This window comes from Megasphaera vaginalis (ex Srinivasan et al. 2021) (assembly GCF_000478965.1).
GTDB lineage: Bacteria > Bacillota > Negativicutes > Veillonellales > Megasphaeraceae > Megasphaera > Megasphaera vaginalis.
The window spans coordinates 1-15242 of the sequence record NZ_AWXA01000001.1 but is presented as its reverse complement, the minus strand read 5'-3'; the positions used below and the strand labels follow the sequence as shown (position 1 = coordinate 15242).

At 51.7% G+C, this 15242-nt stretch carries 8 protein-coding genes; 4 read left to right on the top strand and 4 right to left on the bottom strand.

The window, feature by feature from the left end; translation table 11 throughout:
- Positions 1–154 precede the first annotated feature (154 nt).
- The 3 genes from HMPREF1250_RS00045 to HMPREF1250_RS00035 all read right to left on the bottom strand — a co-directional run bounded on the left by HMPREF1250_RS00045 (position 155) and on the right by HMPREF1250_RS00035 (position 7047).
- Positions 155–397: a hypothetical protein gene (locus HMPREF1250_RS00045; protein WP_023052529.1), complete on the bottom strand. Its 243-nt coding sequence runs from the start codon at positions 395–397 to the stop codon at positions 155–157.
- A 284-nt stretch (positions 398–681) separates the two neighbouring features.
- Positions 682–3147, bottom strand: a complete 2466-nt coding sequence (gyrA, locus tag HMPREF1250_RS00040) for a DNA gyrase subunit A (protein ID WP_419177267.1) — start codon at positions 3145–3147, stop codon at positions 682–684.
- A gap of 156 nt (positions 3148–3303) precedes the next feature.
- Positions 3304–7047, bottom strand: coding sequence for a phosphoribosylformylglycinamidine synthase (locus HMPREF1250_RS00035; RefSeq protein WP_023052533.1), 3744 nt, complete (start codon positions 7045–7047; stop codon positions 3304–3306).
- Positions 7048–7647: 600 nt separating this feature from the next.
- Here HMPREF1250_RS00035 and brnQ point away from each other — a divergent pair.
- From brnQ to HMPREF1250_RS00010, 4 genes are all read left to right on the top strand, one after another.
- Complete coding sequence (gene brnQ / locus HMPREF1250_RS00025; protein WP_023052535.1) at positions 7648–8979, top strand: branched-chain amino acid transport system II carrier protein; 1332 nt, start codon at positions 7648–7650, stop codon at positions 8977–8979.
- Between the two features lie 147 nt (positions 8980–9126).
- Positions 9127–10326, top strand: coding sequence for a M20 metallopeptidase family protein (locus HMPREF1250_RS00020; RefSeq protein ID WP_023052528.1), 1200 nt, complete (start codon positions 9127–9129; stop codon positions 10324–10326).
- A 13-nt stretch (positions 10327–10339) separates the two neighbouring features.
- On the top strand, positions 10340–11506 hold the full coding sequence (locus tag HMPREF1250_RS00015) for a membrane protein (RefSeq protein ID WP_023052526.1): 1167 nt from the start codon (positions 10340–10342) through the stop codon (positions 11504–11506).
- Positions 11507–11536: 30 nt separating this feature from the next.
- On the top strand, positions 11537–12148 hold the full coding sequence (locus HMPREF1250_RS00010) for a hypothetical protein (protein ID WP_023052534.1): 612 nt from the start codon (positions 11537–11539) through the stop codon (positions 12146–12148).
- 118 nt (positions 12149–12266) lie between these two features.
- Here HMPREF1250_RS00010 and nifJ read toward each other — a convergent pair.
- Positions 12267–15242, bottom strand: a 2976-nt coding sequence (gene nifJ / locus HMPREF1250_RS00005; RefSeq protein WP_023052531.1) for a pyruvate:ferredoxin (flavodoxin) oxidoreductase, incomplete at its 5' end; no start/stop codon positions are given.

Here is a 15242-nt window from a genome sequence, read left to right as displayed (position 1 = left end):
CAGCCCCTTTTTAGAGGCAATATGTCATGCGCCTTCTCTTTGCCGTATAGATACGGGCACAACAAGTGTCGAAATGCGTCGCTATTTTGCCGACAAAAATCCGGCTCCACAGCATGGAGCCGGATTCCGTTATTGATTCGTATAAGGCAACGCTCTACGTATTTTCAGCAATGGCGGCGCCAATCAGCGCTCCAACTACAAGAGCCGTCGTCGTATTGTTATCGTGATGAGACTCTCTGTATCTGGGCGGTGGTGGCGGCGCCTGCCGGTGAACTTCTGGACGTCCATGATTTCCATGATCCGCCGGCGCTGCTTCAACAACTGCCGTGCCTCCGGCCGAAGCCATTAAAAACGCGGCTAAGACCATCATCTTTATCGTTTTAGATACCTGCATCATACCCGATCATCTCCTTTACGAATGCCAATCTGTTGATAATTGGCATTGTACAGGGAAAAAGCGCTATATACAAGTAATTTAACAAAACTGGAAATAAACTGTACCCACATGGAAAGAATTCCTGATAATTGTGTCAAGCTTGTGACAAAAAGCCGCTTATGCAGATTAGCTCACCGCCAACAATATGAAGAAAAAGGCCGCAACGGAAAGGGAATGATCCCTCACCCCGCTACAGCCTCGCCGATTTCATCCTCTATGCTACTGCGCAGTATGCACGCCCTTACTTATTCTTCTTCATCCTCGTCAGTCTCGCCTTCAACGGTAATCGTATCCAACGCGGCTACTTTATCATTCTCTTCGAGCTTTTGAATTTTAACGCCCGATGTATTGCGGCCTTTCTTGACCCCGATGCTTTCAATATCCGTGCGAATAACGATGCCATTTGACGTGATCAGCATCAGCTCCTGATCGTCATGAACGACTTCAACGCCGACAATGTCCCCTGTTTTCGGCGTAATCTTGAAATTCTTCACGCCCTTGCCGCCGCGAAGTTGTACTTTATAGGCGTCAATATTATTCCGTTTGCCGAATCCTTCTTCGCTGACGGTCAGCACCTGGCACCCCGGTTCCAGGACATCGGCACCGATGACGATGTCGCCTTCGGCCAGAGCGATGCCGCGAACGCCGCGCGTATTACGGCCCATAGGACGAACGTCGCTTTCTTTAAAGCAAATCGCCATTCCCAACTTCGTCGCCAAAATGATGTTCTGATCGCCTGCCGTGAGCCGAACCTTTGCCAGATGATCTCCTTCTACGAGAGAAATGGCAATCAGCCCGTTGCGACGAACATTCTTGAATTCACCGAGCTCCGTTTTCTTAACCAATCCCCGTTCGGTCGCCATAAAGAGATTCATGGACAGATCCGCCTGGTCAAGGTCAATAAGGGCGTTGACTTTTTCGCCTCCAGACAAAGGCAGCAAATTGATCGCCGCGACGCCTTTCGAGTTACGGCTGCTCGCTTCCGGAATTTCATAAGCCTTCAGGCGATATACGCGGCCGAAATTCGTAAAGAAGAGCACCGTATTCAGCGATGAAGTGAAGAGCAAATGATTGACGGCGTCTTCATCTTTCGTCCCCATGCCTTTAATGCCGCGGCCGCCTTTATTCTGCGTGTGATAGACGTTGGCGTTGATCCGCTTAATATACCCGCGGCGTGTCAATGTCAGTACCATGCGTTCATCAGCAATCATATCTTCAATGGCGAATTCCGATGAATCAGCTTCGAGCTTCGTCCGCCGTTCATCGCCAAAACGCTTTTTCGCCTCGAGAAGCTCGCCTCTGACAATATCCATAACCATCCGTTCATCAGCCAGAACGGCGCGCAAATAGGCAATCCGTTCCTGCAGCTCCCGGTATTCCTCCTCAATTTTTTCCCGTTCCAGTCCGGTCAGGCGGCGCAAACGCATATCGAGAATCGCGACAGCTTGCCGTTCACTCAAACCGAAACGGCTCATCAAGGCCGTTTTGGCAATTTCATCGGTCTGCGATTCACGGATCGTCCTGATTACCTCGTCGATGTGGTCGAGGGCGATGAGCAGACCTTCCAAGATATGGGCCCGCGCCAATGCTTTGTCGAGTTCAAACCGGCAACGGCGGGTAATGACCTCTTTCTGATGCGCCAGATAATGCGCTAATACTTCGCGAAGCGTCAGGACGCGAGGATGGCCGTCGACAAGGGCCAGCATGATGACGCCGAAAGTTTCCTGCAGCTGCGTATGTTTATACAGTTTATTGAGCACGATATCGGGATTGACGTCAGCACGCAATTCAATGACGATGCGCATCCCCTTGCGGTCCGATTCATCCCGCAAAGCTGTAATGCCGTCGACAGTTTTATTGCGCGACAAATCGGCGATCGCTTCAATAACGCGAGCTTTGTTGACCTGATACGGTATTTCCGTAACGATGATCCGGTTCTTGCCTTTGCTCATCGGTTCGATTTCAGCGCAGGCACGCATTTTAATGCTGCCTCTCCCCGTGGAGTAGGCTCGCAGAATGCCTTCTCTGCCGAGAATCTTCGCTCCTGTCGGGAAATCGGGCCCTTTGATCTTCGTCATCACCTGTTCCAAAGTGACGTCGGGATCGTCAATCATCAAAACCAGCCCATCGATGACTTCCCCCAGGTTGTGAGGCGGAATGTTCGTGGCCATGCCGACAGCAATCCCTGCCGACCCATTCACCAGCAAATTCGGAATCTTTGACGGCAATACGGTCGGTTCCTGAAGCGAACCGTCATAATTCGGCATGAAATCGACGGTCTCTTTGTCGATATCTTCCAACATCTCGCCGGTGATCTTCGCCATGCGAACTTCCGTGTACCGCATCGCCGCCGCCGAATCGCCGTCAACGGAGCCGAAATTCCCATGACCGTCAACGAGCATGTAGCGCGTCGAAAAGTCTTGCGCCAAACGCACCGTCGCATCGTATACGGAGCTGTCGCCGTGGGGATGATATTTACCTAAAACTTCCCCGACGATACGGGCTGATTTTTTATACGGTTTATTCGGCGTCATGCCGGCTTCGTGCATGGCGTAGAGAATACGGCGATGAACGGGTTTCAGACCGTCACGTACATCGGGCAAAGCGCGCGTGATGATAACGCTCATGGCATAGTCAATATAGGCGCTCTGCATCTCATTTTCCAGGCACACCGGCAACACTTTGTCAAATTGCTGTTGTTCGTCCACAATGTCACCTCAAAACAGAAATGTAATCCAAAAGCTTCGTTCCCAAGCGGTTACAAGGGTATTTGTATTATTATAACAGAAATCGCCGTAAATAGCCAGCAAAGGACAATAAAAGGCTCCCACCACACGGATGAGAGCCTGCCGTCAGCTGTTCGGAAATTATTTAAAATACGCTACACCGGCGGCAAAAATGGGTTGATATTTATTGCCGCTAATATTACGGAAAATATCTGCTGCGGCAAATCGTTCCGTATGTGCCATTTTGCCGAGAACACGACCGTCAGGACTGGTAATCCCTTCAACTGCCAAAATGGATTGATTCGGGTTATACGTGCTGTCGTTCGTAGCCTTCCCCGCCAAATCGACATACTGCGTTGCAATCTGCCCTTTCGCCGCCAGTTCACGGATCTGAGCGGGCGTCGCCACAAAGCGGCCTTCGCCGTGAGAAATGGCAATCGTATGAACGTCTCCGGCCTTAACGTTATGGAACCACGGAGACATGACGGAAACGACCTTTGTATTGACCATTCGCGAGAGATGTCGTCCGATGGTATTGTACGTGAGCGTAGGACTGTCGTCACGCAAGGGACGGATCGTGCCATAAGGCAGGAGCCCGAGCTTGATCAAGGCCTGAAAACCGTTACAGATACCGAGAGCTAAACCGTCGCGCCGGTGCAGAAGTCGTTCCAGCGCTTCCGCTAAAGCGGCGCTGCGGAAAAGGGTGGCGATAAATTTGCCGGAGCCTTCCGGTTCATCGCCGGAGCTGAAGCCGCCGGGGAACATGACGATCTGCGCCTGGGCTATTCGTTTCGCCATTTCCTCAATCGATTCCGCCAAAGCCGCCGGCGATTCGTTACGCAGCACCAGCGTATCCGTTACGGCGCCGGCTCGCTCAAACGCCGCCGCCGAGTCATATTCACAATTTGTACCGGGGCATACGGGAATAAACACGCGCGGTTTGCCGAAATGCTCGCCCCGCTGCGGCCCGTACGTCGGATAGAGCGGTAGTTCGGCGTCATCTGACGCGCTCTCGCTGCAGAGCGGAAAAACCTGGCGCAACGGCGTTTCCCACGCTTCCTGCAATTCGTTCAGCGCGATTTCCGTCGCGCCAATCTTCATCGCCCGTTGTGCCGTCGTCACGCCGACGCGGCGTACATGACCTTTCTGTTCCCAGGCCGCGCCATCGTTCGCAGCCGTTTCAACGAGCAATGCGCCGTAACGAAGAGCAAAAAGGTCTGCAACCGGGACGCCTTTATCGACGGTAACGCCGATGCCGTTGCCGAACGCCATTTGCGCGAGCGCCGCGGCAATACCGCCTCGTCCGACGGCATGCATGGCTCTGATCTTACCTGCCAATACCTGTTCATATAAAAAGTCACAGTGATCCTTAAAAACGTCCCAATCAGGAATCTCCGCCTCATCTCGGGGCAAATCAAAGAGAAGCACTGCACTGTCTGTCGATTTCAGTTCAGGCGAAACGATATACTTTGTCTTCTGCGGTACAATGGCGAAGGATACCAGCGTCGGCGGCACCGTAATGTTTTCGAAGGTACCGCTCATACTGTCTTTACCACCGATCGCGGCGATCTGCAAGGCCTTCTGCGCCGTATACGCGCCGAGCAGGGCGCTGACAGGCTGCCCCCAAGCCTCACTGTCCGTACCGAGACTTTGGAAGAATTCCTGCATCGTCAAATAGGCCTGCCGCCGGTCACCGCCGAGTGCGACAAGCTTGGCTACAGACTGGACAACAGTGTAAAGCGCGCCGTGGAAAGGGCTCCACGATGCCAGTTCCGGATCATATCCGTGCGTAAAGATGCTGGCCGTTTCCGTTTTCCCGTGCAAAACGGGAATTTTAGCAACCATGCCTTCAACAGGCGTTTTTTGGTAACGACCGCCAAAAGGCATCAGGACCGTACCGGCACCGATCGTACTGTCGAATCGTTCTGCCAGTCCCTGTTCGGAAGCGACATTGAGCGTCTGCATCGTATCGAGCCAAGTCTGCTTGACGTCGCTGACCGCCGGCGGCGCAAACAGTGCCGTCTCCGCCGGTGCGGTGACGACGGCTTGACGTCGCTGCGTGACACCGTTCGTATCGAGGAAAGCCCGCGTAATATTGACGACGTCCTGACCGCGCCAATGCATAACCAGCCGCTTCGTGTCCGTCGCTTCGGCCACAATAGTAGCCTCCAGGTTTTCTTCGGCGGCGTAAGCCATAAAAGTTTCGACATCTTTTGCCTCAACGACAACAGCCATTCGTTCCTGCGATTCCGAAATAGCCAGTTCCGTGCCGTCAAGACCTTCGTATTTTTTCGGTACTGCATCCAAATTAATATCCAGCCCGTCTGTCAATTCGCCGATTGCAACGGATACGCCGCCGGCGCCGAAATCATTACAGCGCTTGATCAGCGTCGTCACTTCATGACGGCGGAAAAGACGCTGTATCTTGCGTTCCGTCAGCGCATTCCCCTTCTGCACTTCGGCGCCGCACGTTTCCAAGGAGCTGACCGTATGCTTCTTGGAAGACCCCGTGGCGCCGCCGCAGCCGTCACGTCCCGTCTTGCCGCCAAGGAGGATGACGATATCACCGGGCACGGGAGCCTTCCGCACGACATTGCTGCGCGGTGCGGCACCGAGAACGGCACCGATTTCCATCCGCTTGGCAATAAAGCCGGGATGGTAATATTCTTTTACTTCACCTGTAGCCAACCCGATCTGATTGCCGTAAGAACTGTACCCTTTAGCGGCGCCGGTCGTCAGAAGCCGCTGCGGCAATTTACCGGGTAAGGTGTCTCGAATCGCCTGCCGCGGATCGCCGGCGCCGGTAACGCGCATTGCCTGATACACGTAGGAGCGGCCGCTCAGGGGATCGCGAATACAACCGCCGAGACAGGTAGCGGCACCGCCGAAGGGTTCAATCTCCGTCGGATGATTATGGGTTTCATTTTTAAAGAGGAGCAGCCATTCTTCTTCGATACCGTCGACGTCAACAGGAATAATGATCGTGCAGGCATTGATTTCTTCCGATTCGTCGAGATTCTGCAACTTGCCGGCAGCCTTTAACTCTTTGACGGCAATTGTCGCCATATCCATCAGCGTTTGCGGCTTTTTGCGCTGCAAAGCCTGCCGCGTCGTCCGGTACGCCTCGTAAGCGCGTTGAACGGGAGCTGTAAATTTCCCTTCGTCGATAGTAATATCGGTCAATTCCGTCATAAAAGTCGTATGCCGGCAATGATCGGACCAGTAGGTATCTATGACACGAATTTCCGTAATCGTCGGATTCCGTTTCTCTTCATCACGGAAATAGGCTTGACAGAACACCAAGTCTTCCGGGCTCATTGCCAACCCCATAGCGCCGGACAAGGCGATCAGCGCCCCCCGATCCATAGCCGTAAACCCTTCTATGACCGGCACATCTTCAGGCCGTTCCCACGGGAGTTCCAACGTTGTCGCCGCCGCCAACGACGCTTCTCTTGCTTCAACGGGATTGATGCAGTATTTTTTTATAGCCGCCACATCGGCGGCGGTCAAGTCACCTTTGAACACAAAAACACGGGCAGTGCGCACAAGAGATTCATTCCGCAGCGTCAGCATCTGCAAGCACTGCATCGCCGAATCGGCGCGTTGATCATATTGTCCCGGCAGGAACTCAATGGCCAGGACCGTATCATTTTCAGCGACAGGCAGCGTTTCGTAGACATGATCAACAGGCGGTTCTGAAAAGATCATCGCCTTAGCCGCCTCAAACGCGGCATCGTCCAAACCGCTTACGTCGTAGCGGTTAAATATCACTATTTCTTTCAGTCCTTGAATCTGCAAATTATCCTTTACATCGCTAAGCATGCGCTTTGCTTCATCGGCAAAAATGCCTTTTTTAGCCACATACAACCGTCGAATTGTCTGCATTCGGTGACCTCCCCTGATCGAAGATACAGTTTATTGCCATAATCGTTACAACACAATTATATTACATCTTTACAGAACGGAAAATCAAGAATTTACCGTCACTTTCCGAAAGCAGCATCAGGTGAAAGGCCACTGCCTGCAATTAATAAAAGTACGGTACGACTGAAAAAGCGGAAACGGATATGGCTTCCTGCGCCGGCCGTGCGAAGACCTGCCGCCGCTTCGGCACCAGTGAAATGCCCGAAAAAAAGAAAAAGCGGTAACGCTGACACTGCTGATAAATGTACGGTTCTTACAGTCTTTTTTTGCACCGGAATATACGAAAAAAACACAATTAAAAACCATATAAAAACCAGCCGAAAATCGGTCTGCAAATCCATTTTCTTTTATAAATCCTTAATTATACCGGTAAAAAGATCGGATATTTTCCAAAAACGATCATTTCCTATCCTGTTTCCTCATAAAAGACGGTTCTTGCCCTCTTTTGACAGAATATACTGCTCTTAGGTAAAATCAGGTTATGATTGTATCGTACACAAAAACAAAGCCTGTTTATGTGTATATAATATGTACAAATATTGTAATGCAGGAGGCGTATGTATGTTTCACAAAGGTATCCAGATCGGTGTATTGTTATTCGGTCTTTTTTTCGGCGCCGGAAATTTGATTTTCCCGCCCTCCCTCGGGTTCCAGTCGGGAGCCTCATTCCCGTCCGCAATTGCGGGCTTCATCATTACCGGCGTCGGCATGCCGGTCGTCGCCTTAATCGTGGGAACGTTTAATCCAGGCAGCTTTCGCGCTGAAATGAACCGCAAAATATCACCCCTGTTTTCTCTCATTATTCTGACGGTCATTTATCTCGTCATTGGCCCGACGATGACAATCCCCCGCACGGCGGCAACGTCCTTTTCCGTCGGCATTCTCCCCCTGGCCGGCAACGGCCCGTTACCTCTTTTCTTCTATACGGCGCTCTATTTCGGTCTCGGCTGGTGGCTTTCGATTACGCCTTCAAAGTTATTGTCCCGCGTCGGCAAAGTGTTGACCCCCGTTTTTGCCATCATGATCGTTATCCTCTTTGTTCTCGGCCTCTTATCCTTCACGTCACCGGCGTTGACGGAGCCCCTCGGCAAGTACGCCGAATCGTCGTTTGGCTCCGGCTTTATTGAAGGCTACAATACAGTTGACACCATCGCCTCTTTCGCATTTTCGCTCATCGCCTTGGATACGTTGCGACAACTCGGTTTCGCGTCTAAAAAGGAATACTATGGCAGTGTTTGGGCTGCCGGCGCCGCCGTTGCCGTTCTGATGAGCTTCCTCTATTTGGGGCTCGGCCTGTTAGGCAACCATTTTCCCATTCCTGCCGCAGTTTACGGTGATCCGTCGGTAAATCTCGGCGCCTACGTGCTGACGCAAGCTTCCTATCGCGTTTTTGGCGCCGTCGGCGTCTGGTTCCTGGCCGTCATGATTTCCATTACCTGTTTTACGACAGCCGTCGGCCTGATCGCATCGGTTTCCCAATTTTTCGCCGCAGAATTCCCGAAACTCACGTACAAACAATATGTCACGGTTTGCTCCGTCATGAGCTTTGCCATCGCCAATCTCGGTCTCAATGAAATCATCACCATTTCGCTGCCGTGTCTGCTTTTCGTCTATCCCATCGCCATCGCCGTTGTCATTCTGGTCATCGTCAATAAATTTACGGCTCTTTCCCATCCCGGCATGTGTCTCACCGTGACCGTAGCAGGACTGATTGCCTTTATCGATATTCTCAGCCAATTCGCTCATCTGACCTGGGCCGGCAACATAATCGCCGCCATGCCCCTCGGTACAATGGGATTGGCCTGGCTTATTCCCGTACTGGTCTGCACCGCCCTCTGCCGCTTCCTGCCGAAGAAAATCACCGGTGAGACGACTTCTCTGATCAAGGAATAGCATCTATCCTACCAAAAAACTACCTCGACGAAATTGTCGAGGTAGTTTTTTGTTCCCTTGTTCGCAACCGTAGTTACTTGCTAGGAAACTTATTTTGCGTTATAGTATGTATATCTCATGTTAAGTTTATAAAAAATGGAGGCGTTTATGATGATGGATAATACAATCAAAGACCTGGTCGCGGCATATGGTCATGAACTCGTCGAAAATCGGCGATACCTGCATGCTCACCCGGAATTGTCTTTCCAAGAAAAGCATACGGCCCAATGGATCCGCAGCCGCCTGAAAAAGGCCGGCATCACCTTACTGGAAGGAATCAGCGGCAACAGTACGGTCGGCTGTTTAAAAGGAAACAAACCCGGTCCTGCCATCGGATTGCGCGCCGATATCGATGCACTCGGGCTGATCGAAAACAACGATCTGCCGTATAAAAGCACTGTCCCCGGCGTAATGCACGCCTGCGGCCACGATGCGCACACAGCAATCCTGATGGCGGCTGCGGAAATCCTGGCAAAACACCCCGAACTCATTGCGGGAACCGTCTATTTCATTTTTGAGCAAGCAGAAGAATTCCTCCCCGGCGGAGCCGTGCAACTCGTAAAAGACGGTATCATGGATAAGATCGATTATATTTTTGCAATTCACGTCAACGCCGAAAGCCCGATCGGCACGCTGGATGTGCATGGCGGCACCCGTTTCGCCGCCGTCGGCACATACGATTTTAAAATCACCGGCAAAGGCGGTCACGGCGGTTTTCCCCATACTGCCAATAATCCGCTGATTCCGGCCAGTGAACTGATCACTGCCATCCATTTGATCCCGGCAATGAAATGTGATCCCCTGACCAGCAGCACCGTCTCCGTGAGTTACCTCCATTGCGGCGTAGAAGGTGTTGCCAATGTGATCCCGGAAAAAGTCAGCATGGGCGGCTGCGTCCGCGTCTTGGACACAAAGGTGCGCGAATCCATCATGAAGGAAATCGACCGCTTGGGGCGAGCCATCTGTGCAGCGCACAACTGTGCTGTCGAAGTGACCCTGGTTTACGGTTATCCGGCCTGTATCGTCGACGAAAAATGCGCGGCCGTCATGGCGGAAGCGGCGCGGGAATTGGGCATCAACGTTCTCGATGTACCGCCCAATTTGGGCGCTGAAGATTTTGCTTACTTCAGCCAGGAAAAGCCTGCCGCCATCGCCTGGTTCGGCCTTGCCGACCCGACGGGGACACACGCGCCGACGCCGCACCATAACCCGGCTTTTTATTTAGCCGATGAAGCCGGTCTGCCTTTGGCTCTGGAATATGTGCTGACTGTATACAAAAAAGCGCTTCAGCGCTTGACGACACCTTAAAGGAGGGCTTTCCATGGATTCTTTAGCTGCACTTGCGGTTCTGTTTTTTATTTACTCTCTCGGTGATTTTGTCGCCGACAAAACCAAAGCGTTCATCTCCATGCTTTTATTTTGTGCCGTTGTCTTTACCGTAGGCTTCTGGTGCGGCTTGCCAACATCCATTTTCACAGATTCCGGACTCGTGCCTTTTGCAAAATTAACGGTTTGTATGTTCCTCATCCATATCGGCACGGCCATTCGTATTCGAGACTTCGCGGCTGAATGGAAAACGGTTTTTGTCACGCTCTTCGCGACGATAGCCGTCGCCGGCGGCGTTTTCTTTATCGGCCGTCTGTTCATTGATACGTACTATGCCCTCGTCGGCGCCCCCGTACTGGCAGGCGGCGTCGTCGCCTACCTGGTCATGTCTCCTGTCGGCGACCTTCTCAACCGCCCTGATGTCAAAGTATTCGCCGTATTGGTTCTGGTTTTCCAGAATTTTGTCGGCATCCCGATCGCCAGCTATTTCTGCAAAAAAGAAGGGAATCGCGTCTGCAACGAATTCCGCGGCAACGCCGAAACCATCGTGGCCGGACCGACGGCTGCGGCAGAAAAGCCGAACCTCCTCAAGGGCTTTACGATTCCCGAAAAATTCAGCACGCCGAATATTATTCTTTGCAAACTGGCACTTCTTTCTTATATTTCCACCTTGTTAGGTCAGGCAACCGGTATCAGTTTTCTGATCTTCGGACTGTTTTTCGGCGTCATTCTTCGCGAACTCGGTTTGCTTGAAGAAAATTGTCTGACAAAAGCCAACGGACTCTCTTTTGTCATGGCCGGAGCGATTACGCTCATATTCCTGGGACTGACCGGCACCACGCCGGAAATGCTTCTTTCCATGATCCTGCCGCTGCTCATCGTCCTCGCCGTAGGTACTGTCAGCTGCGCCATCGTAGCGGTCATCTTCGGCAAAATCGTGCATTTCGACTGGAGATTGTCCATTGCCATGGCAGTCACGGCCTTTTTCGGATTCCCCGGCACCTACCTTATTTCGCTTGAAGTATCTCGCGCCTGCGGCAGCACGGAAGGCGAACAAAAAGCCGTCCTTGATCACATCATGCCGAAGCTCGTCATCGCAGGCATTGTTTCCGTTTCCGTCGTTTCGGGCATTTTAGCCGGAATTATGGTACACTGGGTATAAGCAAACTATTTCACCGGTGGAGGTACGACTATGCGCGCTCAGTTCTTTGACGGCTTTAATTTCGATACGTTTAAATACAGCATCGTAGCTGTTGAAAGGGTTCCTTCTTTTTTCAATATTAAGGATTTCGGCATTCACCCGTTCATGTTTGACGATTCCTGCCTGCGCGGTTACTCCTGTATTTTCGGTATTAACGATACGAAGCACCTTTGCCTTTTAAAGCTGTTTACCAATTCCGGATCCGGTACGGCGCCGGCTATCGACGGTATCGCACCGGTTTCTTTCCATTCTCCTGCCGGCGATCTGCGGTATGATTTGGCCCATGAAATGGATTATACCGGTTCGATCCTCATTGCCGACGGCTTTGTGCAAAAATACTTCATGCCATTCGGATTCCAACTCCCCCACGCCTTCCGTAAGGTGTTCGAGCTGACCTTTGAACAGGGCTTATTCATCCACGTTGAAAATAAATCGGAAGATGCCAGGCTGTTGCGGATTGAGTATGAGGAACCGCTGAATGCCGGCAAGAAGATGAAGATGAAAGTAGGGCAATGGCTGAACCGCAATGAAGAATACGGCTTTGATGATGACCTCATCGCCCAGTACATGGACCTCAGTTACGCTACCAAATATTTGTTTTGACAGCTCAGCAGGAGTCGCGATTCATGATCGGCACGTTGCGAACATATGCGGCCATAACGAAAACCCCTCGGGAAATTCCCGAGGGGTTTCGTGTTCACTGGACACATTTAAGGATGTATTATTTGGTGAGTTCCAATTCTTCTTTTACATCTAAAGACATGGATTTTTCCATCCGTACATAGCTTTCATACCGTTCTTTAGCATCTTCTTCCGTCTTCTGGAAGAGAGCTTCGGCGATTTCAGGGAATGTACGCTGTAAGGACGAGAAGCGTGTTTCGCCCATGAGGAATTCGCGGAAATTACCTTTTGGCGGTTTAGAATCGAGTATGAACGGATTCTTGCCTTCCTTCTTGAGGAGCGGATTATATCTCCAAAGGTGCCAGTACCCTGATTCAACGGCCAGTTTCTGTTCGAGCTGGCTTTGGCCCTGACCAAGCTTCAGACCGTGGTTAATGCAAGGCGCGTAACCGATGATGAGAGACGGTCCCGGATATGCTTCCGCTTCTTTAAGGGCTTTCATGAATTGATTCTTATCGGCGCCCATAGCAACCTGTGCGACATAAACATAGCCGTACGTAGCTTCCATCATGCCGAGGTCCTTCTTCTTCGTCCGTTTACCGGCTGCGGCAAACTGCGCGACAGCTGCCGTCGGCGTCGCTTTTGAAGACTGACCGCCAGTGTTGGAATATACTTCCGTATCGAATACGAGGACGTTTACATCTTCGTTCATAGCCAGGACATGATCCAAACCGCCGTATCCGATATCGTAAGCCCAGCCGTCGCCGCCGAAGATCCACTGACTGCGTTTTACGAGGAATCGACGCAAGCCGTAAACCTTTTCCAAGGCTTCTTTGCCGTCTTTTTCCGCTTCCAGAAGGGCTTGTACTTTATCGGCCCGTTCGCGAGTTCCTTCGCTGTCCATCATCTTATCAAGCCATTCTTTGAAAGCTGCCTGCAATTCCGGGCTGGCAACATCCATCGCGGCTTCAATATATTCTTTCAGGAGTTTGCGTTCCGTCTTTTCAGCCAAGAACATGCCGAAGCCATATTCGGCATTATCTTCAAAGAGCGACGTCGACCAAGCGGGACCATGACCTTGTTCATTTTTCGTATAGCCGCAGGTCGGTGCGCTGCCGCCCCAAACACTGGAACAGCCGTGAGCGTTTGCGACCATCATGCGATCGCCGTAGAGCTGTGTAACAACCTTGCAGTACGGTGTTTCCGCACAACCGGCACAAGCCCCGGTGAATTCGAGGAGCGGTTGTTCGAACTGGCTGCCGAGAACGGTCATCTTGTCCTTCGGATTCGGTTTCTGCGGCAAAGCGATGACATAATCCCAAAGAGCCGCTTTGTACTGTTCTTCGTCATACGGCTTCATTTCCAACGCCTTAGCCGGGCAGACGTGTGTACAGCTGGAACAGCCGAGGCAGTCCATAACGGAAACGACGATGTTGTATTTGTAGCCGGGGGCAGCCTTAATTTCCTTATCCTGGTAACCGGTAGGCGCCTTGGCGGCTTCTTCTTCCGTCAGCAGGAACGGACGGATAGCGGCGTGCGGGCAGACAAAGGAACACTGATTACAACCGATACACTTATTAGCATCCCAGCTCGGTACGAACATGGCAACGCCGCGTTTTTCTTCGGCGCATGTGCCGGTCGGCCATCTGCCGTCTTCACGGCCGGCATACGCACTGACCGGAAGATCATCGCCTTCAAGACGGTTGACGGGAATGGCGAAATCTTTAAAGAATTCCGTATGCTTCGACAGATCGGCAGGTTCGTCAACAGCGTCAGCCCAGGAAGCGGGAACGTTGATCTTGACGATGTTCGTCAATCCTTCGTCGATGGCTGCGTTATTCATATCGACAACTTTCTGACCTTTTTTGCCGTACGATTTAACAACGGATTCCTTCAATTTGCTGATCGCCAAATCCAGCGGAATGACTTCGGAAAGTTTGAAGAACGCCGATTGCATGATCATGTTGATACGGCCGCCCAACCCGATCTTCTGCGCAATGCCGACAGCATCAATAATATAGAATTCGACTTCATTCTTCGCAATGGCGCGTTTCAGGGATGCCGGTAATTTTTCATCCAATTCTTCCGGTTTCCAGACGGTATTCAAAAGGAAGGTGCCGCCTTTTTTCACGCCGCGAAGAAGATCGAAGGAGTGAACGTATGACTGCCGGTGGCAGGCAATAAAATCGGCGCTGTTAATGAGATACGGCATCAGGATCGGTTCATTACCGAAACGGAGATGCGATACGGTTACGCCGCCGGACTTCTTCGAGTCATAAGCAAAGTATGCCTGTGCATACATGTCCGTGTTATCGCCGATAATCTTGATAGCAGACTTGTTGGCGCCGACTGTACCGTCAGAACCGAAGCCCCAGAATTTGCAAGCTTTGACGTCTTTACCGCCAAGATCAAGACTGCACGTGCGCGGCAGGGATTTATGTGTAACGTCGTCGTTAATGCTGAGCGTAAAGTCATGTTTCGGGTTAAAGGATTTCAGGTTATCGAAAGCCGCTACGACATCAGCCGGCAGGAATTCCTTCGAAGCGATCCCGTAACGACCGCCGTAAACGCGCGGCGCATTATCCATACGGGCAAAGCAGGCGGCAACACTCTGGTACAAGGGTTCACCGTTGGCGCCGGTTTCTTTCGTGCGATCCAGAACGGCAATCCGCTTAACCGTATCCGGAATGGCGGCGAGGAAGTGCTTTTCCGACCAGGGGCGGAACATGTGTACGTTGATGCAACCTACTTTTTCACCTTGCGCTACGAGATGACGAACCGTTTCTTCGACGGTCTGCGCCCCGGAAGCCATGATAACGATGACATATTCCGCATCGGGAGCACCTGTATAATTGAAGAGATGATATTCACGACCGGTAATGTCGCCGATCATCTTCATGTAGTGTTCGGCCACGTCGGGAACACGGTCATAGAATTTGTTCAGCGATTCACGATGCTGCATATACACTTCCGCCGATTCACAGAACGAAACAGCTTCCGGTTTATCCGGATTCATGCCGCGGTCACGGAATGCCTGGACAGCTTCTTTATCGAGCATCGGTTCCAATTCTTCATA

Excerpts from the sequence above, each read along its gene's own strand:
- HMPREF1250_RS00020 (WP_023052528.1), top strand. The coding sequence starts at position 9,127 with ATGATGATGGATAATACAATCAAAGACCTGGTCGCGGCATATGGTCAT.
- HMPREF1250_RS00015 (WP_023052526.1), top strand. The coding sequence starts at position 10,340 with ATGGATTCTTTAGCTGCACTTGCGGTTCTGTTTTTTATTTACTCTCTC.
- HMPREF1250_RS00045 (WP_023052529.1), bottom strand. The coding sequence starts at position 397 with ATGATGCAGGTATCTAAAACGATAAAGATGATGGTCTTAGCCGCGTTT.
- HMPREF1250_RS00010 (WP_023052534.1), top strand. The coding sequence starts at position 11,537 with ATGCGCGCTCAGTTCTTTGACGGCTTTAATTTCGATACGTTTAAATAC.
- brnQ (WP_023052535.1), top strand. The coding sequence starts at position 7,648 with ATGTTTCACAAAGGTATCCAGATCGGTGTATTGTTATTCGGTCTTTTT.
- HMPREF1250_RS00035 (WP_023052533.1), bottom strand. The coding sequence starts at position 7,047 with ATGCAGACAATTCGACGGTTGTATGTGGCTAAAAAAGGCATTTTTGCC.